The 24475-nt window shown below is 73.2% G+C and carries 19 protein-coding genes and 1 pseudogene; 13 read left to right on the forward strand and 7 right to left on the reverse strand.

The window, feature by feature from the left end; all coding sequences use genetic code 11:
* Both B4U46_RS05485 and B4U46_RS05490 read left to right on the forward strand, forming a co-directional pair.
* Positions 1–483, forward strand: coding sequence for a helix-turn-helix domain-containing protein (locus tag B4U46_RS05485; RefSeq protein WP_079424561.1), 483 nt, complete (start codon positions 1–3; stop codon positions 481–483).
* Positions 480–1058, forward strand: coding sequence for a toxin (locus B4U46_RS05490; RefSeq protein ID WP_079424563.1), 579 nt, complete (start codon positions 480–482; stop codon positions 1056–1058). Before B4U46_RS05485 ends, B4U46_RS05490 begins: the two co-directional genes overlap by 4 nt.
* A 10-nt stretch (positions 1059–1068) precedes the next feature.
* Here B4U46_RS05490 and B4U46_RS05495 read toward each other — a convergent pair whose 3' ends face one another.
* Both B4U46_RS05495 and B4U46_RS05500 read right to left on the reverse strand, forming a co-directional pair.
* Positions 1069–4476, reverse strand: coding sequence for an aminotransferase class I/II-fold pyridoxal phosphate-dependent enzyme (locus tag B4U46_RS05495; RefSeq protein ID WP_079424565.1), 3408 nt, complete (start codon positions 4474–4476; stop codon positions 1069–1071).
* Positions 4477–4493: 17 nt separating this feature from the next.
* Entirely contained in the window at positions 4494–5435 is a 942-nt protein-coding gene (locus B4U46_RS05500) for an NAD-dependent epimerase/dehydratase family protein (RefSeq protein WP_079424567.1), read from the reverse strand.
* Positions 5436–5854: 419 nt separating this feature from the next.
* Here B4U46_RS05500 and B4U46_RS05505 point away from each other — a divergent pair.
* Positions 5855–8241 (forward strand): annotated as a pseudogene (locus B4U46_RS05505) (ATP-binding cassette domain-containing protein).
* A gap of 48 nt (positions 8242–8289) precedes the next feature.
* Here the strand turns inward: B4U46_RS05505 and recQ are convergent.
* A complete protein-coding gene (recQ, locus tag B4U46_RS05510; RefSeq protein WP_079424568.1) occupies positions 8290–10329 on the reverse strand; it encodes a DNA helicase RecQ in 2040 nt (679 codons plus the stop codon).
* A gap of 92 nt (positions 10330–10421) precedes the next feature.
* Positions 10422–10832, reverse strand: coding sequence for a Fur family transcriptional regulator (locus B4U46_RS05515; RefSeq protein ID WP_079424570.1), 411 nt, complete (start codon positions 10830–10832; stop codon positions 10422–10424).
* Between the two features lie 151 nt (positions 10833–10983).
* Between B4U46_RS05515 and katG the strand changes: the two genes are divergently transcribed.
* Complete coding sequence (katG, locus tag B4U46_RS05520) at positions 10984–13182, forward strand: catalase/peroxidase HPI (protein ID WP_079424572.1); 2199 nt, start codon at positions 10984–10986, stop codon at positions 13180–13182.
* Between the two features lie 107 nt (positions 13183–13289).
* Here the strand turns inward: katG and B4U46_RS05525 are convergent, their stop codons facing one another.
* Together B4U46_RS05525 and B4U46_RS05530 are read right to left on the reverse strand one after the other, a co-directional pair.
* Complete coding sequence (locus B4U46_RS05525) at positions 13290–13571, reverse strand: metal-sensitive transcriptional regulator (RefSeq protein ID WP_045947249.1); 282 nt, start codon at positions 13569–13571, stop codon at positions 13290–13292.
* An 87-nt stretch (positions 13572–13658) separates the two neighbouring features.
* Positions 13659–14624 carry a hypothetical protein gene (locus B4U46_RS05530; RefSeq protein ID WP_079424573.1) on the reverse strand — a complete coding sequence of 322 codons (966 nt, stop codon included), beginning with the start codon at positions 14622–14624 and terminating at the stop codon, positions 13659–13661.
* A gap of 177 nt (positions 14625–14801) precedes the next feature.
* Between B4U46_RS05530 and B4U46_RS05535 the strand changes: the two genes are divergently transcribed.
* The 9 genes from B4U46_RS05535 to B4U46_RS05575 all read left to right on the forward strand — a co-directional run bounded on the left by B4U46_RS05535 (position 14802) and on the right by B4U46_RS05575 (position 22707).
* The gene (locus tag B4U46_RS05535) at positions 14802–15089 is read left to right on the forward strand and encodes a cation transporter (RefSeq protein ID WP_079424575.1); all 288 of its coding nucleotides are present in this window, start codon (positions 14802–14804) and stop codon (positions 15087–15089) included.
* Positions 15090–15182: 93 nt separating this feature from the next.
* Positions 15183–17450 (forward strand): heavy metal translocating P-type ATPase, encoded by a 2268-nt coding sequence (locus B4U46_RS05540; RefSeq protein ID WP_079424577.1) that lies wholly within the window; start codon positions 15183–15185, stop codon positions 17448–17450.
* Between the two features lie 9 nt (positions 17451–17459).
* Positions 17460–17741, forward strand: a complete 282-nt coding sequence (locus tag B4U46_RS05545; protein ID WP_079424579.1) for a metal-sensitive transcriptional regulator — start codon at positions 17460–17462, stop codon at positions 17739–17741.
* Between the two features lie 167 nt (positions 17742–17908).
* Complete coding sequence (locus B4U46_RS05550) at positions 17909–18304, forward strand: BlaI/MecI/CopY family transcriptional regulator (protein WP_079424580.1); 396 nt, start codon at positions 17909–17911, stop codon at positions 18302–18304.
* Positions 18301–19209 carry a M56 family metallopeptidase gene (locus B4U46_RS05555; protein ID WP_079424582.1) on the forward strand — a complete coding sequence of 303 codons (909 nt, stop codon included), beginning with the start codon at positions 18301–18303 and terminating at the stop codon, positions 19207–19209. Before B4U46_RS05550 ends, B4U46_RS05555 begins: the two co-directional genes overlap by 4 nt.
* Before the next feature lie 129 nt (positions 19210–19338).
* Complete coding sequence (locus B4U46_RS05560) at positions 19339–19818, forward strand: GNAT family N-acetyltransferase (RefSeq protein ID WP_079424584.1); 480 nt, start codon at positions 19339–19341, stop codon at positions 19816–19818.
* A 178-nt stretch (positions 19819–19996) separates the two neighbouring features.
* Positions 19997–20902, forward strand: coding sequence for an SAM-dependent methyltransferase (locus tag B4U46_RS05565; protein WP_079424585.1), 906 nt, complete (start codon positions 19997–19999; stop codon positions 20900–20902).
* Positions 20903–21007: 105 nt separating this feature from the next.
* The gene (locus B4U46_RS05570; RefSeq protein ID WP_237292654.1) at positions 21008–21451 is read left to right on the forward strand and encodes a Fur family transcriptional regulator; all 444 of its coding nucleotides are present in this window, start codon (positions 21008–21010) and stop codon (positions 21449–21451) included.
* Positions 21452–21654: 203 nt separating this feature from the next.
* Positions 21655–22707, forward strand: coding sequence for a helix-turn-helix transcriptional regulator (locus tag B4U46_RS05575; RefSeq protein ID WP_237292656.1), 1053 nt, complete (start codon positions 21655–21657; stop codon positions 22705–22707).
* Positions 22708–23040: 333 nt separating this feature from the next.
* Here B4U46_RS05575 and mshA read toward each other — a convergent pair whose 3' ends face one another.
* On the reverse strand, positions 23041–24363 hold the full coding sequence (gene mshA / locus B4U46_RS05580) for a D-inositol-3-phosphate glycosyltransferase (protein WP_079431583.1): 1323 nt from the start codon (positions 24361–24363) through the stop codon (positions 23041–23043).
* Positions 24364–24475: the final 112 nt, after the last annotated feature.

A 24475-nucleotide genomic window follows, 5' to 3' on the forward strand; every position in this document is an offset into this window, starting at 1 on the left:
ATGACCGAGTGCGACGACCGGCCCCTGCTCGCCAGGCGCCTTGACGACCTGTTCAAGACGGTCCGCCCCAAGGGCAAGCACTGGACCAACGCCGAGGTGGCGGAGGAACTGAAGCGGGCCAACCCCGAGCTCAAGGCCGGGGGCGTGTACTTGTCGCAGCTGCGCACGGGCAAGCGCTCCAACCCGTCGCCCGACCTCCTGGCCGCCCTGGCCAAGTTCTTCGGCGTCTCGGTCGCCTACTTCTTCGACGACAAGGTCGCCGAGTCGGTGCTCAGCCAGGTCGCCGCCATCGAGGCGCTGCGGCAGTCCGGCGTCCGGGCCGTGGCCATGCGCGCGGCCGGGATGAAGAAGGAGAACCTCGCGGCCATCACGGCCATCATGGACCAGTACCGGCAGATGCAGGGCCTCCCGCCGGTCACCGACGCACCCGTCGCGGACTCCCCCGCCGCCGGCGACGGCCCCGGCCCCTCCGAGCCCGTATGAGGGGCGCCTGGAAGGAGCGGGCCGCCGATCACGACCGGCGCAGCCAGCTCAAGAAGCTCCGCAAGGCCGGCGCCCGGCGGCTCGCCGAACTCGACCTTCCCGAGGTGAGCGACGTCGCCGAGCTCTGCCGCCACCTGGGCGAGGCGCGCGAGCGGCCGATCCTCCTGGTCCCGATGCAGATGCCCTCGTCACACCCGTGCGGCATGTGGGTCGCCGCGCGTGACGAGGACCTGATCTTCTACGACGCCAACACCACCAGCGCGCATCAGGAGCACATCATCTTGCACGAGCTGGGCCACATCATCTGCTGCCACCGCGGGGCCGGCGGGCTGGACGAGGCGGCTGCCCGCCTCCTCTTCCCCGACCTCGACCCCGACCTCGTGCGCGACATGCTCCTGCGCGCGACCTACGACGACGTCCAGGAGCAGGAGGCGGAGATCATCGCCTACCTGCTCGCCCAGCGGATGGAGGGCGCCGAGCAGCAGCACGCGGCGCACCCCGGCGCGGAGGCGGACGAGACCGGCGACCCGGGCACGAGCGCCGTGCTCAGCCGGATCGAACGGACCCTGTTCTGACGTGGACCGCTTACCCCCCGGCGGTGGACGCCACCTCCTCGGCCAGCGCCGCCACCGCCCGGCGGACGTCCTCCTCGCGGTGCTCGCTGGTGACGAAGAAGCGCAGCCTCGACAGCCCTTCCTCCACGGCGGGGTGGAAGATCGGGTCGGCGGTCACTCCGCGCGCGTAGAGGCCGTCCGCGACGCGCAGGGTCCGGGCCGAGTCCCCGAGGATGCACGGCACGATCGGCGTGTGGGCGCTGGAGCCGGTCGCCAGACCGGCGGCCGCGGCCAGACCGAGGAAGAGCTCGGAGTTGCGCCGGAGCTTGGCCACCCGCTGCGGCTCCGCCGCGATCAGCTCGGTGGCGGCCAGCGCGGCCGCCGCGTTGGGCGGGGTCAGGCCCACGCTGTAGACGAAACCGGGCAGGGTGTGGCGCAGCCAGCGCACCATACGGGCCGAGCCGCCGAGGTAGCCGCCGCAGCTGGCGAAGGCCTTGGAGAGGGTGCCCATCCACAGGTCCACGTCGCGGCGGTCGACCCCGAAGAACTCGCCGACGCCCCGGCCCCGTTCGCCGACCGTGCCGATGCTGTGCGCCTCGTCCACCATCAGCAGCGCGCCGTAACGTTTCTTCAACTCGATGAGGGCGGGCAGGTCGACGAGGTCGCCGTCCATGCTGTAGGCCCCCTCCACGGCGATCAGCACCCGGCGGAACCGGGACCGGTTGAGCCGCAGCAGGTGTTCCAGCCGCTCCGTGTCGTTGTGCGCGAACGGGCGCCGCGCCGCGCCGGAGAGGGCGCAGCCCTGGAGGATGCTGTCGTGGGCGAGGGCGTCGTGCAGGACGAGGTCGCCCGGGCCGACCAGGTGGCCGATCGCGGTGACGTTGGTGGCGTGGCCGCTCACCAGCGTCAGGCAGTCCCCGACCCCGAGGAACTCCGTCAGGGCCCGTTCCAGGCGGACGGTGAGGTCGCGTTCCCCGGACAGGACGCGGCTCGCGGAGACCGAGGTGCCGTAGAGGTCCACCGCCCGGTGCACGGCCTCGTTGACGGCGGGGTGCCCGGACAGCCCGAGGTAGTTGTAGCTGCCGAAGGACAGGTACGGGCGGCCGCCGATCACCGTGGTGTCGCGGATGGTTCCCTCGTGGACCCGGAAGTACGGGTACGCCGCGCCGGTCCCGGTGATGGAGTCCAGCAGCTGTTCGAACGTGCCCACCTCCGGGAACTCGTCGACGGTCGCCGTCTCGGCGCTCCACTGCGGGGCGGCCGGCGGGTCCGCCTCCGGGGCGGAGGGCCGCGGGCCGCCGCGGTCCGGGTCCACGAGGGCGATCAGCCGGCCGACGGTGAGGTCCGGGGAGAACATCTCCTCGGTCCGGAAGCCCGGTACCCGGTTCGCGATCCGCGTGTCCAGCTCGTGCAGCATCAGGGAGTCGAAGCCGAGGTCGGCGATCAGCGTCTGGTCCTCGTGCAGGTCGGACAGCGGGTAGACGCCGGTCCGCGACACCTCTTCGAGGACGATGGACGCGGCGGCCGCCCCGTCGGAGCCCGCCCGGGCCGGCTCCGGCGCCTGCGGCCGCGCCGGCTCCGCCACCGGTACGGGCTCGGGGTCGGGGTGCGGCGCGGGGCCGGCGTGCAGCTCGGGGTCCGGGTTCGGCCCGGGATAGCGGCCCTGCCCGGGGTCGGGGTCGGCCGTCCCGCGTGCCGCCTCGTCCACGATCCAGTGCCGGCGCGGGGCCAGCGGGCTGGGCGGCAGGGTGCACGGGGGTACGCGGTCCCCCGCCGGTACGGCCGCCTCGCCGGACGGACCGGGCGCTCGGCCCGCCTCCAGGGCCTCGGCCGCGCCGGTCAGCCGGGCCACCGCCTCGTCGACGCCGTGCGCCTCCACGGTGAGGCCTTCCCCGAGGGGGGCCCGGCGGGCCAGGGTGCCGGCCACGGCGGCCAGTGCGGGCCGGTCCTCGGCGACGGTACGGGCCAGGTCCCGGGCGTACCGGGCGAGCCCGGCCCGGTCGCGGGCGCTGAGGGCCAGCACGTACGGGCCCGCGGACGGCGCGGGGCGGGCCGGCGGGGCGGTGTGCTCCTCCACCACCAGGTGCACGCCCGTTCCCCCGAAGCCGAACGCGCTGACGCCGGCCCGGCGCGGACCGCCGCCCTGCGGCCAGGTGACGGGCTCCGTCGGCACGGTCAGCCGCGCCGCCCGGAGGCCGGGGAGTTCCGCGAGCGCGAACTCCGGCTGCGGGGGGATCACCCCGCGCTGCACGGCCAGGACCGACTTGATCAGACCGGCCAGCCCCGCCGAGTTGAGCGAGTGCCCGACCACCGCCTTGACCGCCCCCAGGTAGGCGGGGGCCGCGTCCGGCCCGCGCAGCTCGCGCAGGACGGCGAGCTCGACGGGGTCGCCGACGGTGGTCCCGGTGCCGTGCGCCTCCAGGTAGCCGACCTCGCCGGGGGTCAGTCCGGCGTCGCGGTAGGCGCGGCGCAGGGCGCGCAGCTGTCCGGCGGCCTGCGGGTGCATACCGCCCTGGACGGTCCCGTCGTTGGCGGTGCCCACCCCGCGGATCACGGCGTACACCCGGTCGCCGGCCTCCAGCGCGTCGGACAGGGGCCGCAGCACGAGCATCCCGGCGCCCTCGCCCAGGACGAAGCCGTCGGCGTCCGCGCCGAACGGCAGGCAGCGTCCGGTGCGCGAGATGGCTCCGATCCGGCACAGCCCCACGAGCAGGTCGGGGGTGACGACCAGCTGGGCGCCGCCCGCGAGGGCGATACGGGTACGGCCGGAGCGCAGGGCGTGGACGGCGTTGGCCACGGCCATGAGCCCGCCGGAGCAGGCGGAGTCCAGCGCATAGCTCTCGCCGTGCAGGTCGAAGACCGAACTGATCGTGTTCGGGCCCATGTTGAGCAGGATCCCGGCCACGGAGGTGCCCTGCATCCCGTCGACGGCGCGGACCGTCTCCCCCCAGAGGGGATCGCCCGGGCGTGCCCCGAACTCCCCGCCGGCCAGCTGGCGCATACGGATCCGGAGGGTGGTCAGGCCGCGGTAGCCGCTGTCGGTGAGGGCCGTGATCACCGAGGTCTCCTCGCGGTCGAAGCCGTCGGCCTCCCATCCGGCGTCCTGGACCGCCTCGCGGGCGAGGTCGATCAGCAGCCGGTGCTGGGGGTCCATCGCCTTGGCCCGGCGGGGCGGGATGCCGTAGTGGGCCGCGTCGAAGCGGTCCGTGTCCGGCAGCAGCGCCATGGTGTCCGTATAGGCGGCGGAGGTGTCGCGGAAGTCCTCGCCGAGGAAGGCGTCGACGCGCCACCGCGAGTCGGGGATGCGGCCGAACTGTGCCCGCGGGTCCGTCAGGAGCCGCCAGTACTCGTTCAGGTTCCGCGCCCCCGGGAACCGGCACGCCATCCCGACGACGGCTATGTCCTCCCGCTCTGCGCTGCGGTCCACTGTGGAATTCATCCCTCTCACTGCAACCGTCACCCGGTGGTGGCCAGGCGTTCGCGCCACCAGTCCACCGTCGCCTTGACCTGCTGGTCCAGGGGGGTGGCCCGGGCCGCGAACGCGGTCTCGTAGGCACTGGAGTCGACCACGAACGGGCGGTCGAACTGGTAGCGGATCTCCTTCAGTTCGCGCAGCAGCGGGGAGAACAGCCCGCCCAGGGCCAGCGCCAGGGGCGGAACGGCGCGCACGGCGACCGGTCCGGTGCCCGCCTGGGCGGCGAGCCGGGCGACCATCTCCCGTACGGACAGCGCGGGTTCGGTCGGGACGTGCCAGGCCCGGCCCCAGGCCCGCTCGTCGCCCGCGACCTCCACCAGGGCGCGGGCCACGTCGGGGAGGTAGGTCCAGCTGTGCGGGGCGTCCGGGTCGCCGAGCGTGGAGACGGGCTTGCCGCGCAGCAGCGGCGGCATGACCCGCGCCGCGAGGTGCCCGCCGTCGGTGACGCCGGGTCCGAAGAAGTCGGAGGCGCGGACCTCGACGGCCCTGATGCGGCCCTGCTGGTGCAGGTCCCGCGCCCGCTCCCAGACGGCGGCGCGCACCCGTCCCTTGGTACCGGTCGCCGCGAGGGGCAGCTCCTCGGTCAGGGGGCCGTCCACGGGCCCGTACCCGTAGAGGTTGCCGAGCATGACCAGGACCGCTCCGGTCTCCTCGGCGGCCGTACAGAGCGAGGAGGCCAGCGCCGGCCACTCCGCCGCCCAGCGGTGGTAGGGCGGTGCGGCGCAGCTGTAGACGGCGGCCGCGCCCCGTACCGCCTCGGTGAGCCGCCCGCTGTCCTTCGCGTCCAGCGCGACGTGCTCGATCCCGGGCTCCGGGCTGCGGCCCGACGTGGTGACGACCTTCACCGTGCGTCCCTGCTCGACGAGCAGCCGGGCGGTGGCGGCGCCGGCGGGTCCGAAACCTATGACGACATGAGAGTTCACGTACGCACACTAGCGCGAGCCCTCGGGCGGGCGGCTCCGACGCCCTCCGCCAGGTCGGCCGAAACCCCCACCCTTACCGGAAGTACGCGCAGCGGTCATCCCGCGGTGTTCCGGACCCCCGGTCACGGGGCCGTTGCCGGCTTCCCGATCGCCAGTCCGCACGCACGGGCGGCACCGCCCTTCCCGCCGGCCGCCCGCCCTCGCGCCCGGGAGGCCCCCGTTGCCCGCGCCCCCTCCCGTCCGCAGGAGCCGCACGATTGGCCGGAACCCTGCGACCGCGGTGCGAAGGACCGCCCGGCCCTGCCCCGTGTCCGGACCGGTCACGTTCGGAGAAGCGGGAGCCCTGGGCCCTCGCGTAGCGTGGAACGGCCGGGGCGCCGAGGGACGCCCGCCGCGGCCGCGCCGACGAGGGAGAGACGATGAGCAGGGGCACGACGAACGACCGGTCGCCCGTACCGCACGCCGCCGACAGCCACGACATGATCCGTGTACACGGCGCGCGCGAGAACAACCTCAGGGACGTCAGCGTAGAGATCCCCAAGCGGCGGCTGACGGTGTTCACCGGGGTGTCCGGGTCGGGCAAGAGTTCGCTCGTGTTCGACACGGTCGCCGCGGAGTCCCAGCGGCTGATCAACGAGACGTACAGCGCCTTCGTCCAGGGCTTCATGCCCGCGGCCGCCCGCCCCGACGTGGACGTGCTGGACGGGCTGACGACGGTGATCGCCGTGGACCAGCAGCGGATGGGCGGCGACCCCCGCTCCACGGTCGGCACCGCCACCGACGCCAACGCGATGCTGCGGATCCTCTTCAGCCGGCTCGGCGACCCGCACATCGGCTCCCCCAAGGCCTACTCCTTCAACGTGGCCTCGATCAGCGGCGCGGGCGCGGTCACCCTGGAGCGCGGCGGTCAGACGGTCAAGGAGCGGCGCGAGTTCAGCATCACCGGCGGCATGTGCCCGCGCTGCGAGGGCCGGGGCACGGTCACCGACCTGGACCTCGCCCAGCTCTTCGACGAGTCCAAGTCCCTGAACGAGGGGGCGCTCACCATCCCCGGCTACAAGCCGGGCGGCTGGAACTACCGGCTCTACAGCGAGTCGGGCCTCTTCGACCCGGACAAGCCGATCCGCTCGTTCACGAAGAAGCAGCTCGCCGACTTCCTCCACCGCGAGCCGGTCCGGATGAAGATCGCCGGGATCAACATGACGTACGAGGGGCTGATCCCGCGGATCCGCAAGTCGATGCTCGCCAAGGACAAGGAGGCGATGCAGCCGCACATCCGGGAGTTCGTGGAGCGTGCGGTCACCTTCACCACCTGTCCCGACTGCGGGGGGACGCGGCTCAGCGAGGGCGCGAGGTCGTCGAAGATCAAGGGGATCAGCATCGCGGACGCCTGTGCGATGCAGATCAGCGACCTGGCCAAGTGGGTGAGCGGTCTGGACAAGCCCTCGGTGGCGCCGCTGCTGGCGACGCTGCGGCACACGCTGGACTCGTTCGTGGAGATCGGGCTGGGGTACCTGGCGCTGGACCGGGCGGCGGGCACGCTCTCGGGCGGGGAGGCGCAGCGGGTCAAGATGATCCGCCACCTCGGCTCGGCGCTCACCGACGTCACGTACGTCTTCGACGAGCCCACCACCGGTCTGCACCCGCACGACATCGAGCGGATGAACGGCCTGCTGCTGCGGCTGCGCGACAAGGGCAACACGGTGCTGGTCGTGGAGCACAAGCCGGAGGTGATCGCGATCGCCGACCACATCGTCGACCTCGGGCCCGGCGCGGGGGCGGCGGGCGGCACGGTGTGCTTCGAGGGCGGGTGGAGGGGCTGCGGGCCAGCGGCACGGTGACCGGGCGGCACTTCGACGACCGGGCCGCCCTCAAGGGGTCGCTGCGCGAGCCGTCGGGTGTGCTGGAGATCCGCGGGGCGTCGGCGCACAACCTGCGCGGGGTCGACGTGGACGTCCCGCTGGGGGTGCTCACGGTGGTCACGGGGGTGGCCGGCTCGGGCAAGAGCTCGCTGATCCACGGCTCTGTCCCGGCCTCGGCGGGGGTGGTGTCGGTGGACCAGACGCCGATCCGCGGTTCGCGGCGGAGCAACCCGGCGACGTACACGGGGCTGCTGGAGCCGGTCCGCAAGGCGTTCGCCAAGGCCAACGGGGTCAAGCCGGCCCTGTTCAGCGCCAATTCGGAGGGGGCCTGCCCGACCTGCAACGGTGCCGGGGTCGTCTACACGGACCTGGCGATGATGGCCGGGGTGGCCACCACCTGCGAGGACTGCGAGGGCAAGCGGTTCGACGCGTCGGTGCTGGAGTACCGGCTCGGCGGCCGGGACATCAGCGAGGTGCTGGAGATGCCGGTGGCGCAGGCGGAGGAGTTCTTCGGCTCGGGCGAGGCGCGGACCCCGGCGGCGCACCGGATCCTGGAGCGGCTGGTGGACGTCGGGCTGGGCTACCTGACCCTCGGCCAGCCGCTGACCACGCTGTCGGGCGGAGAGCGGCAGCGGCTGAAGCTGGCCACGCACATGGGTGAGAAGGGCGGGATCTACGTCCTGGACGAGCCGACCGCGGGCCTCCACCTGGCGGACGTGGAGCACCTTCTGGGGTTGCTGGACCGGCTGGTGGACTCCGGCAAGTCGGTGATCGTGATCGAGCACCACCAGGCGGTCATGGCGCACGCCGACTGGATCATCGACCTCGGTCCGGGCGCCGGCCACGACGGCGGGCGGATCGTCTTCGAGGGCACGCCGGCCGAGCTGGTGGCCGCCCGCTCCACGCTGACGGGCGAACACCTGGCGGCGTACGTCGGGGCCTGACGGGCCCGGGGCGGTGAGGCGGCCCCGCGGGGCCGCCTCACCCGGCGGTCAGCGCCAGTCGTCCCACGGAGGGTCGATCTCCTCCGGGTCGAAGGGCGGTTCCTCCTCGAAGGGGGGTTCCTCCGGGGCGGCTTGCGGCGCGGCCCGGCGGGGTGCGGCGGGCTCCAGCCCCGTGAGCGGCGCGGCGACGGGAGCCGGTGCGGCGGTGGCCACGGCCCCGTCGGCCCGGCATGCGGCCAGGGCGTCGAGGAGGCCGTCGGCGTACTTGGCGCGCTTGGCCTCGCCGACGCCGCCGATCCCCGCCAGTTCCTCGACGCTGGCGGGCAGCCGCGTCGCGATCTCCCGCAGTGTGGCGTCGTGGAAGACGACGTACGCCGGGACGCCCTGTTCGCGGGCGGTGGCGGCCCGCCAGGCGCGCAGGGCCTCGAAGACCGGGACGGCGGCGGCCGGGAGGTCGACGGGGACGCGGGCGGCCTTGCCGGAGCGGGAGCCGCCCTCCTTGCGGGCGGCGGCCGGGGCCTTCTTCTCCTTGCGCATCTGGACGGTGCGGCGCCCGCCCAGCACCTCGCCGCTGGCATCGGTGAGGACGAGGGTGCCGTAGTCGCCCTCGACGGCCAGCAGCCGCAGCGCCAGCAGCCGGCGTACGACCCCGCGCCACTCGGAGGTGGTGAGGTCGGCGCCGACGCCGAACACCGAGAGGGCGTCGTGGTCGAACTGGATGACCTTGGCGGTCTTCTTGCCCTGGAGGATGTCGATGATCTGGCCGGCGCCGAACTTCTGGCGCCGTTCCTTGGCCAGCCGCCACACCGTGGACAGCAGCTTCTGGGCCGCGACCGTGCCGTCCCAGGACTCGGCGGGCGTCAGGCAGGTGTCGCAGTTGCCGCAGGGCGCGCCCTGCTGGCCGAAGTACTCCAGCAGCCGGGCCCGGCGGCAGTCGACCGTCTCGCAGAGGGCGAGCATGGCGTCGAGGTGCATGCCGAGGGAGCGGCGGTGGGCGTCGTCGCCCTCGGAGCCGTCGATGAGCTTGCGCTGCTGGACCACGTCCTGGAGGCCGTAGGCGAGCCAGGCGGTGGCGGGTTCGCCGTCGCGGCCGGCGCGGCCGGTCTCCTGGTAGTAGCCCTCGACGGACTTAGGCAGGTCGAGGTGGGCGACGAAGCGCACGTCGGGCTTGTCGATGCCCATGCCGAAGGCGATCGTGGCGACGACCACGACCCCGTCCTCGCGCAGGAACCGGGCCTGGTTCGCGGCACGCGCGCGGGCGTCCATGCCGGCGTGGTACGGGACGGCGTCGATGCCCTGTTCCCTCAGGAAGGCGGCGGTCTTCCCCACGGAGGAGCGGGAGAGGCAGTAGACGACGCCGGCGTCCCCGTCGTGCTCGGTGCGGATCAGCTCCAGGAGCTGCCGGGCCGGGTTGTCCTTGGGGACGATGCGGTACTGGATGTTGGGCCGGTCGAAGCTGGCGACGAAGTGCCTGGCGTCCTGCAGGCCGAGCCGGGCGGCGATCTCGGCGTGGGTGGCCTCGGTGGCCGTGGCGGTCAGGGCGATCCGCGGGACCTTGGGCCAGCGCTCGTGCAGCATGGACAGCGCGAGGTAGTCGGGGCGGAAGTCGTGGCCCCACTGGGCGACGCAGTGCGCCTCGTCGATGGCGAACAGGGAGACCTTGCCCCGGTCGAGCAGGCGCTGGGTGCCCTCGGTGCGCAGCCGCTCGGGGGCCAGGTAGAGCAGGTCCAGCTCGTCGGCGAGGAAGGCCTGCTCGACGGCCTGCCGCTCGTAGGGGTCCTGCGTGGAGTTGAGGAACCCGGCCCGGACCCCGAGGGCGGTCAGCGCGTCCACCTGGTCCTGCATCAGCGCGATCAGCGGGGAGATCACGATGCCGGTGCCCTCTCTGACGAGCGCCGGGATCTGGTAGCAGAGCGACTTGCCTCCGCCGGTGGGCATCAGGACGAGGGCGTCGCCGCCGCCGATCAGCTGCTCGATGATCTCCTGCTGCTCACCGCGGAAGGAGCTGTAACCGAAGACGCGGTGGAGCACCCGCAAGGCGTCGGAGACCTCGTCTGAGATCTGGGGGGAAGCGTCCGAAAGGGCCATCCGAGAAGCCTAGCGGCACCCTGGGACACTCCCGTCCCGTCGGCCGGGCCCTGTGGACGACCGGTACGACCACTCACCGTGAGGGGAGGTGATCAGGCGCAGGACGGACAGAGGCCGCGGTAGGTGACCTCGACCCTGGACACCGTGAATCCCATGCGCTCCGATTCCGGGAATCCGGCCAGCGGGTCCCCGGCCGGGTGGACGTCGCGGATCGTCCCGCAGCCGGAGCAGACCAGGTGCTGGTGCGGCCGGCGCGCGTTGGGGTCGTAGCGTTTGGCGCGCCCGTCCGTGGAGACCTCCGCGACCTCGCCGAGGGCGACCAGCTCCCCCAGGGCCTTGTAGACGGTCGCCCGGGAGATCTCGGGCAGCCGCGCGGCCGCGCGGGCGTGGACCTCGTCCGCGGTGAGGTGCACGTGGTCCCCGTCCAGGACCTCGGCGACGACGCGGCGCTGCGCGGTCATCCGCCAGCCGCGGCTTCGAAGTCGTTCCAGCAGGTCACTCATAGGTCACCCATTCCTGGGGAAGCGTACTCTGGCGTGCTTCTTGACTTGGAATCCGTCCATCGTAGGATCGGATCTGCCGATAGCCAAGGGACAGGAAAACACTCCAGCGATTTCCGTGCACCGCGACACCCCCCGGTGCGGAAGGATTCCCATGTCTGAGAAGCAAACCGAAGGCTGCCCCGTCGCCCACGGTCGCGCCGCGCACCCGACCCAGGGCGGCGGAAACCGCCAGTGGTGGCCGGATTCGCTCAACCTGAAGATCCTCGCGAAGAACCCCGCCGTGGCGAACCCACTGGGCGAGGAGTTCGACTACGCCGAGGCGTTCAAGACCCTCGACCTCCCCGCGGTCAAGCAGGACATCGCGGAGGTCCTGACGACCTCGCAGGACTGGTGGCCCGCCGACTTCGGCCACTACGGCCCCTTCATGGTCCGGATGGCCTGGCACAGCGCGGGCACCTACCGGATCAGCGACGGCCGCGGCGGTGCCGGGGCCGGCCAGCAGCGGTTCGCGCCCCTCAACAGCTGGCCGGACAACGGCAACCTGGACAAGGCCCGCCGCCTGCTGTGGCCGGTGAAGAAGAAGTACGGGCGCAGCCTCTCGTGGGCCGACCTGATGATCCTGGCGGGCAACGTCGCCCTGGAGACGATGGGCTTCAAGACCTTCGGCTTCGGCGGCGGGCGCGCGGACGTCTGGGAGCCCGACGAGGACGTGTACTGGGGCCCGGAGACCACCTGGCTCGGCGACCAGCGCTACACCGGCGACCGTGAGCTGGAGGACCCGCTGGGCGCGGTGCAGATGGGCCTGATCTACGTGAACCCGGAGGGCCCGAACGGCACCCCGGACCCGATCGCCGCCGCGCGCGACATACGTGAAACGTTTCATCGGATGGCGATGAACGACGAGGAAACGGTTGCCCTGATCGCGGGCGGCCACACCTTCGGCAAGACCCACGGCGCGGGCCCGGCGGAGAGCGTCGGCGAGGCCCCGGAGGGCGCCCCGATGTCGGCGCAGGGCCTGGGCTGGGCGAATGCGCACGGCACCGGCAAGGGCGGGGACACGATCACCAGCGGTCTCGAGGGCATCTGGACCGACACCCCGACCACCTGGGACAACAGCTTCTTCGACATCCTCTTCGGCTACGAGTGGGAGCTGTTCAAGAGCCCGGCCGGCGCCCACCAGTGGCGGCCGAAGGACGGGGCCGGGGCGGGCACCGTGCCCGATGCGCACGACCCGTCCAAGACGCACGCCCCGACGATGCTGACCACCGACCTGTCGCTGCGCTTCGACCCGGTCTACGAGCCGATCGCGCGCCGTTTCCAGGCCGACCCGGACGCGTTCGCGGACGCCTTCGCCCGCGCCTGGTACAAGCTGACCCACCGCGACATGGGCCCCGTCGTCCGCTACCTGGGCCCGGAGGTGCCGGCCGAGCAGCTGCTGTGGCAGGACCCGCTGCCGGCCCGGACGTACGAGCCCGTCGGCGCAGCCGAGATCGCCGACCTCAAGGCCCGCGTGCTGGCCTCGGACCTGTCGGTGTCCGACCTGGTGTCCGTCGCCTGGGCGGCCGCCTCCTCCTTCCGCGGCAGCGACAAGCGCGGCGGTGCCAACGGCGGGCGCATCCGCCTCCAGCCCCAGATCGGCTGGGAGGTCAACGAGCCCGACCGGCTGGCCGCGGTGCTGCGCACCCTGGAGGGGATCCGGCGCTCCTTCAACGAGGGCCGCTCGGACGGCCGGCAGGTCTCGGTGGCCGACCTGGTGGTGCTCGCGGGCGGCGCGGCCGTCGAGAAGGCCGCGAAGGACGCGGGCTTCGACGTCGAGGTGCCCTTCAGCCCGGGCCGGGTGGACGCCTCGCAGGAGCAGACGGACGTGGAGTCCTTCGCCGCGCTGGAGCCGGCGGCCGACGGCTTCCGCAACTACCTGGGCAAGGGCAACCGGCTGCCGGCCGAGTACCTGCTGCTCGACAAGGCGAACCTGCTGACGCTGAGCGCGCCCGAGATGACGGTCCTCGTCGGCGGCCTGCGCGTCCTCGGCGCGAACCACGGGCAGTCCTCGCTGGGCGTCCTCACGGACACCCCCGGGACGCTGACCAACGACTTCTTCGTCAACCTGCTCGACCTGGGCACGACGTGGACGGCGGTCTCCGAGGACGAGACCTCCTTCGAGGGCCGTGACGCCTCCACGGGCGCGGTCAGGTGGACGGGCAGCCGGGCGGACCTGGTCTTCGGGTCCAACTCCGAGCTGCGCGCCCTGGCGGAGGTCTACGCGAGCGACGACGCGAAGGAGAAGTTCGTCAAGGACTTCGTCGCGGCGTGGGCCAAGGTGATGGACCTGGACCGCTTCGACCTCGTCTGACCCGTCCTCCGCGCCTTCGGCGCACCACGTCCGGGCCGGCCCCCTCGGGGGGCCGGCCCGGATGCGTGTGCGCGGCGGGCGGGCGCCCGGCACCGGGGCGCGCCGCCTCAGGCGCGGACCAGGCGGGCGATGGCCCGCGAGGCCTCCTCCACCTTGCCGCGGGCCTGGTCCCCGCCTTCGGCGATGGCGTCGGCGACGCAGGAGTGCAGGTGGTCCTCCATCATGGTCAGCCCGAAGGACTGCAGGGCCTTGGTGGCGGCGCTGACCTGGGTGAGCACGTCGATGCAGTACGTCCCCTCCTCGACCATGCGCTGGAGGCCGCGCACCTGGCCTTCGATGCGGCGCAGCCGCTTGAGGACGTCGTCCTTGTGGGAGGTGTAACCGGGCACGGCGATCGCTTCCCTTCATCGGGCCTTCTTTACCCCTGGGGGGTATGTCGACAACGAGGACGGGCCGCGGGATGTTCCGCCGGGCGGTCAGTGTGAGTGACCGCCCGGCTCCTCCCCGGCCGGCTGCGCGGGCTGCGGGGCGGGAGCGGCGGCCGGGCCGTCGCCGCCCGCCCGGACGGTGAAGGCCGCGGTACGGACCTTGCCCTGGTGCTGGAAGTCCAGGAAGAGCCGGTAGGTGCCGGCGCTGGGGGCCGTGGCGGTGAAGGAGACGTCGGGGCCGGGGCCGCCCTCGTTGGGGTGGACGTGCAGGTAGGCGAGGTCGCCGTCGCGCAGGGCGACGAGGTGTCCGTACGCCCCGAGGTAGGGCTCCAGGTCGGTGACGGGCCTGCCGTCCTTGCTGACGGTGAGCTTGAGCTCGCCGGGCTTGCCGGGCTGGAGGGTCCCGCCGAGGGCGACCTGGTAGCCGTCCACCTCCGCGGTGGGCGAGGCCGGGGGCATCGGGTTCGGCGCGTAGGCCCCGGGGACGGTGAGGTCGGCGCCCAGGGTGACGTTCTTCGCGTCCCCGGCGGACGGGGCGAAGTCGGCGAAGGCCTTGTAGGCGCCCGCGGCGGGCAGGTCCACCGGGGTGGACCAGGTGCCGTCCCCGGCGCGCACCGGGTGGAGGTGGCGGAAGACCGTCAGGTCGCGCGAGGCGACGATGAAGTGCAGCTCCTTGCCGTGTTCGGTCTTGTAGCCGGTGACCTTGCGCCCGGAGGCGTCCTTGACCGAGAACCTGAGCTCGCCCTGGCCCGGGGCCACCACCGGGGTGTCCAGGCTCAGCGTGTAGCCGGCGTCGGAGACCTGGAGGCCGCCGGCCGCCGGGCCCTGGGCGCCGGCCTGGCCGTGGCCGCCGTGCCCGCCCTCCGCGGGCGCCTTCGCCTGGGTGGCGTGGGCCGCGTGCCCGCCCTTGGCCGGCTCCCCCACGGGGCCGACGCCCGCCCCGACGCCGTAGGCGGCGCCGAAGGCCGCCGCGAGTGCGGCGGCGAAGGCGGTGATCTTCACTCCGGTGTTCATGCCTGGTCTCCCGTACGACGTAGGTGCCGCGTACAGCGGTTCAATGGATCTCCACCATACCCCCAGGGGGTATCAAGTCAAGCGCGGGAAACTCTTGCGGACAGATACCTCGGGGGGGTATATCTGGAGTCAGCCCGGATACCCCCAGAGGGTATCTGCACGATCAAGGAGAAGCCCATGTCTTCCTGCTGTTCCCCCGATGGCGCCTGCGCCTCCAACGGTGAGACCACGACCACCGTCGCCGTCGTCGACAGCACCGCCACCGTCTACCGCGTGTCCGGCATGAGCTGCGGACACTGCCGGACCGCCATCACCGCGTCCGTCGGCGCGCTCGCCGGGGTCCTCTCGGTGGACGTGGACGTGGACGGCGGCGTGGTCACCGTGACCACCGCCGGCGACCCGGACGACGCCGCGATCGCCGCGGCGGTGGACGACGCCGGCTACGAGCTCACCGGCCGGGCCTGACACCCGCCCCGACAACGACCCACCCGGACGCCGGGGCCCGTCCTTCCCCCGGGCCCCGGCACCGGCCCCGCGCTCGAACGAGGAGCAGCACTCATGACCACCATCACCCCCGGCGCCGCCCAGGTCGAGCTCGCCATCGGCGGCATGACCTGCGCCTCGTGCGCGGCACGCATCGAGAAGAAGCTCAACCGCATGGACGGCGTCGAGGCGACCGTCAACTACGCCACCGAGAAGGCGAAGGTCACCTTCGACGCCGACGCGGACATCTCCGTCGCGGACCTGATCGCCACCGTCGAGGCCACCGGATACACCGCGCACGAGCCCGCGCCGCCCCGTTCCTCCGCCCCGTCCGGCGCCGGGGAGGAGCCGCCGGCCGAGGCCGACGAACTGGCCCCGCTGCGCCAGCGGCTGACCACCGCCGTCGTCCTCGCGGTGCCCGTCATCGCGATGGCGATGATCCCGGCGCTGCAGATCGACTTCTGGCAGTGGCTCTCGCTGACCCTGGCCGCACCCGTGGTCACCTACGCCGCCTGGCCCTTCCACCGCGCCGCCTGGACCAACGCCAAGCACGGCGCGGCCACCATGGACACCCTGATCTCGGTCGGCACGATCGCCGCGTTCCTGTGGTCGCTGTGGGCCCTGTTCTTCGGCACCGCCGGCACCCCCGGCATGAGGCACGCCTTCGAGTTCACCATCGCCCGCAGCGACGGCGCGGGGAACATCTACCTGGAGGCGGCGGCCGGCGTCACCACCTTCATCCTGGCCGGCCGCTACTTCGAGGCGAAGTCCAAGCGCAAGGCCGGCGCCGCCCTCAAGGCGCTGCTGGAGCTGGGCGCCAAGGAGGTCACCGTGCTGCGCGGCGGCCACGAGGTGACCGTGCCGACGGCCGACCTCCAGGTCGGCGACCGCTTCCTGGTCCGACCGGGCGAGAAGATCGCCACCGACGGCACCGTCGTCGAGGGCTCCTCCGCCGTCGACGCCTCGATGCTGACCGGCGAGTCCGTCCCCGTCGAGGTCTCCGTCGGCGACTCCGTCACCGGGGCGACCCTCAACGCCGGCGGCCGCCTGGTCGTCGAGGCCACCCGGGTCGGCTCCGACACCCAGCTCTCCCGCATGGCCCGGCTGGTCGAGGACGCGCAGAACGGCAAGGCCGCCGCCCAGCGGCTCGCCGACAAGATCTCCGCCGTGTTCGTCCCGGTCGTCATCGCCATCGCGCTGGCCACCCTCGGCTTCTGGCTCGGCACCGGATCCGGCCTCTCCGCCGCCTTCACCGCCGCCGTCGCCGTCCTGATCATCGCCTGCCCCTGCGCCCTGGGCCTGGCCACCCCGACCGCCCTCCTGGTCGGCACCGGCCGCGGCGCCCAGCTCGGGATCCTGATCAAGGGGCCCGAGGTGCTGGAGTCCACCCGCAAGGTCGACACCATCGTCCTGGACAAGACCGGCACCGTCACCACCGGCCAGATGACCCTGCTGCACGTGCACACCGCCGAGGGCACCGACGAGACCGAGGTCCTGCGCCTGGCCGGAGCCCTGGAGCACGCCTCCGAGCACCCCATCGCCCAGGCCGTCGCGGCCGGCGCCGCCGCCCGGGTCGGGCCCCTGCCCGCCCCCGAGGACTTCGCCAACATCCCGGGCCTCGGCGTCCAGGGCGTCGTCGAGGGCCACGCCGTCCTCGTCGGCCGCGGCAAGCTGCTCGCCGAGTGGGCGATGGAGCTGCCCCCGCACCTGGAGCGGGCCAAGTCCGAGGCCGAGTCGGCGGGCCGCACCGCCATCGCGGTGGCCTGGGACGGCGAGGCGCGCGCGGTGCTGGAGGTCGCGGACGCCGTCAAGGACACCAGCGCCGAGGCGATCCGCCGGCTGCGCGCCCTGGGCCTGACCCCGATCCTGCTGACCGGCGACAACAAGGCCGTCGCCGAGACGGTGGCCCGCGAGGTGGGCATCGACGAGGTGATCGCCGAGGTCATGCCGCAGGACAAGGTGGACGTGGTCAAGCGCCTGCAGGCCGAGGGCCGCAGCGTCGCGATGGTCGGCGACGGGGTCAACGACGCCGCCGCCCTCGCCCAGGCCGACCTGGGCCTGGCCATGGGCACCGGCACCGACGCCGCCATCGAGGCCGGCGACCTGACGCTGGTACGGGGCGACCTGCGGGCCGCGGCCGACGCCATCCGGCTGGCCCGCAAGACGCTCGGCACGATCCGCTCGAACCTGTTCTGGGCCTTCGCCTACAACGTGGCCGCCCTGCCGCTCGCCGCGGCCGGACTGCTCAACCCGATGATCGCCGGAGCGGCCATGGCCTTCTCCTCGGTCTTCGTCGTCGGCAACAGCCTGCGTCTGCGCGGCTTCAGGGCCGCCGCCAACTGAGGAGCCCCCGTGGCCGGTTACGCACCACACAAGGAAGACGTCATCCGGCGGCTGCGGCGGATCGAGGGCCAGGTCCGCGGCGTCCAGCGGATGGTCGCCGAGGACGTCTACTGCATCGACGTGCTCACCCAGGTGTCCGCGATCAACGCCGCGCTCCAGTCCTGCGCGGTGACCCTGCTCGACGAGCACCTCGGCTGCTGCGTCACCGAGGCCATCGCCCAGGGCGGGGACCAGGCGAAGGCCAAGGTCGGCGAGGCGAGCAAGGCCATCGCCCGGCTGATCCGCGCGTAGCCCGGCGGCCGCAGGGCCCCCGCAGCCCCTCCACACGAAGGACCGTGTGGAGGGGCTCGCGGCGTTCCGGCGCCCGCCGCCCGGGGCCTCGTGTACCGGGCGGGGGTATGCCCCCACCGGAAGGGCGCGCCGTACGATGAGCCGCTGCCGAGGGGAGGGCGACGAGCATGCGCGTACGCCGGCTGGGAGAGCTGGAAGCCGAGATCATGGACCGGGTGTGGCTGTGGGAACGGCCCGCGTCCGTCCGCGAGATCGTCGACGACATCAACCGGGGGCGCAAGGTCGCCTACACCACCGTCATGACCGTGGCCGACATCCTGCACCGCAAGGGCTGGCTCAGCCGCGAGAAGTCGGGCCGGGCCTGGATGTACCAGGCGGTGCGCAGCCGCGAGGAGTACACCGCGGCGCTCATGCAGGACGCGCTCGGCGACAGCCAGGACCGCCGGGCCACGCTGCTGCGGTTCGTGGAGCGGATGTCCCACGAGGACGTGGAGGCGCTGGACGAGGCCCTGCGCGCCGCCCGCTCGGAACGCCCGTCCGGTGCGGGGGGCGAGGCCCTGTGAACCATCACGTACTGCCGCCGCTGGGGCTCGCGCTGGTCACCGGGCTGGTACTGCCGTGGATGCTGGTCCGTGCCGTGTGGGCACAGCAGGCGCCCCGGCTGGGGCTGGCCGTGTGGATCGTGTGCGGCGCCCTGTTCGCGGGGTCGACGGCGATGCTGCCGGCGCAGCTGCTGCTGCCCGCGCAGACCAGCCACCGGCTGGTCGACATGGCCCTGACCCTGGACCTGCCCTCCCCCGGCCGGCTGCTGGACGCGTCGCCGCGCGAGGCCCTTGCCGCGCTGGCCGCGCTCGCGGTGCTCGCGGTGCCCGGGACCGGTTTCGTACGGGAGCTGGTGCGGGCGCGCAGGGCCCGTACCCGGCACGCCGAACTGCTGCGGCTGGTGGGCCGGTACGACCGGCGGCTGGGGGTGACCGTGCTGGAGGACCCGCGCCCGGCGGTGTACTGCCTGCCGGGGCGTTCGCGCCGGGTGGTGGTCTCGACGGGGGCCCTGGACGTGCTCTCGGAGCGGGAGCTGGCCGCCGCGCTCGCGCACGAACGGGCGCACATCGGCGGCCGCCACCACCTGATGGTGGCGGCGGCGGGGGCGTACGCGTCGGTGTTCCGCCGGCTGCCGCTGGCCCGGATCGGCGGGCGGACGGTGCCGCTGCTGCTGGAGATGGCCGCCGACGACCGGGCGCTGCGCGCCTGTTCGAGCGATGCGCTGGCCACGGCCCTGTACGCGCTGGCGACCGGGCACGCGCCGCACAAGGCGTTCGCGGCGGGCGGTCCGTCGGCGGCGGTGCGGATGCGGCGCATCCTGGGGCCGCGCCGGGCGGGGCGTCCGGTGCTGCGCGGGCTGTTCGCGGTGGGCCTCTCGGTGTCCGCCATCCTCCCGCTGATCGCGCTCTGTTGTTGGACCACTTGATAGGGATCATCCAACCCGGCTATTTACTAAGCCAATTCGTAGATTTCCCCCCGACCCCCGCCACTCGAATTGGCCGCTATTGTGGGCGCGTGCGGGCTCAGGACCGGTGCGGTGAGAGGTGGGGGATAGATGCTGCTGGCTGATGTGCGGACGGCAGCTCCGGGGGACGCCGCGGCGATTTCCCGGCTCCTCGCCGCGGCCATACGCGAGGACTACGGCAGCCTCCTCGGTGAAATGCGCGTCGGCCGGCTGGTGTCGGACCATTGCTCACTTCCGCGCATTCGAGCGGAAATTGGAATTCCCGGCGGGGCGCCCGCCTGGCTCGGCTGGCTGGTCGCCGCCGACGCGGACGGGAGCGTCGTCGGGGCCGTGTCGGGCGGTGTGCCCGTCACCGCCGAGGGCGAGCTCTACGCCCTGTGCACCGCCCCGGCCCGCCGTCGGCAGGGCGTCGGTTCGGCCCTGCTGGCGGCCGCCGGCGAGCGGATGCGGGTCCACGGGGCGCTGACCCAGCGGGTCACCCTGCCCGCCGAAGCGGCCCCGTCCCTGCCGTTCTTCGCCCGCCACGGGTTCACCGCGCTCTCCCCGGTCCGGCTGGGCCGCGCTCTCTGACGCCTGCGCCCCTCCCGCCACGGGACCGTGGCAGATCCACGCCATCGCGTGTTCACGCAGCCCGCAACGCTGGCCCCGGCACCCGCCCGCGGGACAGGATTTCCTCAGCGGCGCGGTCCCCCGGCGGCACGGGAGCCACGCCCCGGACGGCTGGACCGAGCGAGCCCCTGGAGGAGCGATGCACACACCGAGCGGCACTTCCCTGCCCTTCACGCCGGTCGTGCCCGCAGCGTTCGCACCGGTCCGGCCGGCCGCCCCCGAGGACTCCCGGCCCCCGGCGCACGGAGGGTCCGCCGTGCTGCTCCCGGCGGACTGCCTGCCCGGTCTGGAGTCGGCCGCTCCGGCGGATGAGGACGCCGGCTGGCTGCACGACGCCCTGCTGGGCCCGCACAGCGCGGACATCGTCCGCTACCTCAGCCTCGCGCGCCGCTGCGGCGGCCCGGTCCTGGACCTGGGCTGCGGGGCCGGCCGCCTGGCGGTGCCGTTCGCCCGGCAGGGATTCCGCGTCGAGGCGGTGGACCGGGACGCGGCCAGCCTGGAGCGGCTGCGGTCCTGGGGCCGGCGGATCGGCCCCCAGGTCTCGCGGCTGCTGGTGACCACCCGGGCCGATCTGGCGGAACTGCGGCTGCGGGGGAGGTACCGGCTGGCCCTGCTGGCCGGGACGATGATCGCGGCCGTGCCGCCGCACGCCCGCCCCGCACTGCTGCGGGAGGTGGCGGGGCGGCTGGAGCCGGGCGGCGCCCTGGCCCTCGACTTCACCGCCCACGGGCTGCGCGGGCTGACCGAGGAGCCCCGGCGCACCTGGGCCTTCCAGGTGCCCCGGTTCGACGGGGTCGAGGAGTGGACGGTGGCCCGGCAGGTCTTCGACCTGGACGGGATGACCGAGCGGATCACCTACCACTCCGTGCGCACGGGCAAGGTGCGCACCGAGCGGGTGGTGCGGAGCACCGACAAGTGGATCGTCGACGCGGAGTGCCTCGCCGCCGAGCTGGACGCGGCGGGCCTGCGGGTGGAGCGGCGCCGCACCCACCGGCTGGACGGGAGGACCGAGAGCGTCCTGCTCGTCTGCCGGGCCGGGGGCTGACGGAGCTCGGCTCCCCTTTCCGCTCCTCCCGCTCGAGAAGGACTCGCAAGAGGTACGATGCTCCCAAAGTTTTGAGTCGACCAGATGGCGGATGGTGGCGCAGTGATGGCTGTCGTGGAGGAGTCGACCGGCCGCGAGGCGGTGATCCAGCGCCTCCGCGACGTGGGACTGCGGGTCACCGGGCCGCGCCTGGAGGTGCTGCAAGTCCTGGCGGCGGGCGGGCACATGGACGTCGAGTCCATCACGGCCGCCGCCCGCGAGCGGCTGGGGACCCTCACCAGCCAGGCCGTCTACGAGATGCTGCGGCACTTCCTGGAGACGGGCCTGGCGGCGAAGTTCGACCGTCCCGGCCTGCCCGCGGTCTTCGAGATCTCTGGTCCTCCCCACCAGCACGCGCTGTGCGTGCGCTGCGGCCGCGTGGAGAACGTGGAGGCCCAGGTTCCGGAGCCGCCGCGCGGCGCGCCGCTCACCGCCTGGCGCATGGACGGGGGCGCGGAGGTCGTCTTCAAGGGGCTGTGCCCCGACTGCCTGAACACATCCCGGGACTGATCCCGCTCCCCCCCGCGCCCGTCTCCCCGCCACCCCGGGGGAGTTGGGCGCTCGCGCCGTTCCGGGCCCGCCGGAGGCGAAGGCCCGCACCTCAGAGGCACGGAGTGACCCCCGTCACATCCGAAAGAGGGGGGCGGTGGGTCCCCCATCGGCATGTGCCAAAGTGTGACTGTCGATTCGTAAGACGAGGGGGTCGCTTCGCGATGGCAACGGGCGATGGCAGGGACGGCATCCAGTCGGCCGACAAGGTGCTGGCCCTCTATCAGGAGCTGCGCCTGCGCGGGGTGTCCAACCTGAACGACGCCTTCGAGGAGCTGGACCTCTCGCCCGAGGAGCGCGAGAAGTGGCGCGCGGAGCTGATCTCGCTCGGCCTCATCGTGCCGACCGGCACCACCCACGCCACCCGCGCCGACCTCCAGTCGGGCGAATGGCGGCCGGGTCCGGACGCGGTCGCGGCCGTCGACCCGGAGATCGCCCTGCTGCGGATGCTCCAGCGCGAGCGGGAGCGGCTGCGGGAGCACCTGGACGAGTCGGACCGGGCGTACAGCGCACTGGAGACGCTGGTCGGAAGGTTCCTGCGGCCCGGTGCGCTGAGCGGTTCCGAGGTCGAGGTGGAGATCCTCGACGACTACGGGCGGATCCAGCAGGTGCTGGAGGACATCACCGACGTCATCCGCCACGACCTGACGTCCATGCACGTGACCGCCCTGGTGCGGGAGGTCGCGGACCGGGTGCTCAGCCGGGACCGCCGGCAGATCGACAACGGGGTCCGCATCCGCGCCATCTACCACCAGCGGATCACCACGTCGCCGGAGGCGGTGGAAATGCTCCGGCGCCGGGTCGAGGCCGGTGTGGAGATCCGCCTCTCCCCCGCCGTCCCGATGAACATGATCATCGCGGACCAGCAGTTCGCCGTCCTGCCCGTGCACCCCGAGGACCGCTCGGCCGGGGCGATCCTGGCCCGCGGGCCGGCGCTCGTGCGCTCCTATCTGGCGCTGTACGAACACTGCTGGCACGCGGCCACCCCCTATGGCGACGACGTCGCGCCCGAACTCGGCGGTGACGGACTGTCCGAACAGCAGCGGGCGGCCCTGAAAATGCTGGCATCGGGAATGAAGGACGAAAAGGTCGCCCGGACCCTGGGGGTTTCCCTGCGGACGGTGAGCCGAATGCTGTCCGAGCTGATGCAGGAAATGGGGGCGTCCAGCCGGTTCGAAGCGGGAGTGCGCGCGCAGCGGCTCGGCTGGCTGGACTGAGCGGAATTACGCAAGAGCGGAAAAGAAAAACCCGCGACCGCCCGGAGGGGCGATCGCGGGGTGATGTCCGCCGGTCCGGCCGGTTGTTCAGTCCCAGCCGTTGCCGTTGTCGCGGAGCGTACAGAGCGGGCGGGTGGTGGCGGTGTGCGCAGCGGACATGATTCCTCCAGGAATTGCGAAACGTTGATTCGGTCTCCGTGGATCCGTGCCGCCGGTATTCCTTCGAAGACCTCTCCATTGTCGTACGGATTCCGGGGGCGGGCCAGTTCCCTATAGCGCACCTGAGGCGGATCTGAAGGAGTTCATACAGACGTTACGCTTGCGCACCTTTGGTCAGCTCAAAAGTGCTGCTAGGGTGGAATTCCGGCCTTCTCGGCCCTCCAGGGGAGAGGCGTCGGCGAGGCAGGAGCGTGCCGCCGCTCCTGCCTCACTCATGTCCGTGCCCAGTCGCGCCCCTTCCTCGCGCAGTACGTCCTCGTAGACCTCGAGGGTCCGGGCCGCCGCGCCGCGCCAGCTCATGTTCCGGGCGTGGACCAGCGCCGCCCGGCCCATCACCGCGGCCTCCCCCGGGTGTTCGGCGAACCACAGCAGTCTGCGGGCGTACTCCGCCGGATCGTTGCCGTGCACGAGCACCCCCGTCACCCCGTCCCGTACGGCGGTCGGCAGCCCGCCCACCGCGGAGGCCAGGACCGGGGTCCCGCACGCCTGCGCCTCCAGGGCGACCAGCCCGAAGGACTCGCTGCGCGAGGGCACCATCAGCACGTCCGCCGCCCGGTACCACAGCGCCAACTCCTGCTGCGGTACCGGCGGGTGGTGGCGCAGTACCTCCGAGACGCCCAGCTCGCGGGCGAGTTCCCAGGCCGCTCCGCGCGGCCCGGCGCCCGAGTTGCCGCCCACCACCGGGACGAGGGTCCGCCCGCGCAGGTGCGGGGCCCGCTCCAGCAGTGCGGCGACCGCCCGGACCATCACGTCGGGCCCCTTGAGGGGCTGGATGCGGCCCGCGTACAAGGGGATGAACGCATCGGCCGGCAGCCCGAGCCGGGCCCGCGCCGCCGCCCTCCCCCGGCCGGGGCCGAAGGTGGCCAGGTCCACGCCCGGCCGGACGATCCGGGTGCGGCGCGCGTCGGCCCCGTACAGCTCGCACAGCGCCCGTGCCTCGTCGCCGGTGTTGGCGATCAGCCGGTCCGCGGAGCCCACCACCTGGTGCTCGCCCCGGATCCGCAGCTCGGGCTCGGGGGCGTCCCCCTCGGCGAGGGCGGCGTTCTTGACCCGGGCCAGGGTGTGGGCGGTGTGCACGAACGGGATGCGCCAGCCGGCCGCCGCGATGCGGCCGGCCTGGCCGGAGAGCCAGTAGTGCGAGTGCACCAGGTGGTAGCGCCGTTCCTCCTTCAGCAGCGCCAGCGAGAAGGGCACCACCAGGGCGGGCATGTCCTCCTTGGACAGCGGCGCGCGCGGTCCGGCCTCCAGGTGCCGCACCCGGACCCCCGGCCCGAGACCGGCCGGATCGGGGTCCTCCTCCCCCCTGCACCGGGTGAACAGGTCCACCTCCACGCCCTGTTCGGCCAGGGCTCGGGAGAGCTGGACCATGTAGACGTTCATGCCGCCCGCGTCCCCGGTGCCGGGCTGGTGCAGCGGCGAGGTGTGGACGCTGAGCATGGCGACGCGCAGGGACACGTGGAACTCCAACGGGGAGAGGCCGCGCGTCCCGCGCCGCCGGTGACCGGCGCGCGGTCACGCGGCGAAGGAGGGTGGTCGTCTCACTGTGGTG

The sequence above is a fragment of the Streptomyces katrae genome (assembly GCF_002028425.1).
Lineage (GTDB): Bacteria > Actinomycetota > Actinomycetes > Streptomycetales > Streptomycetaceae > Streptomyces > Streptomyces katrae_A.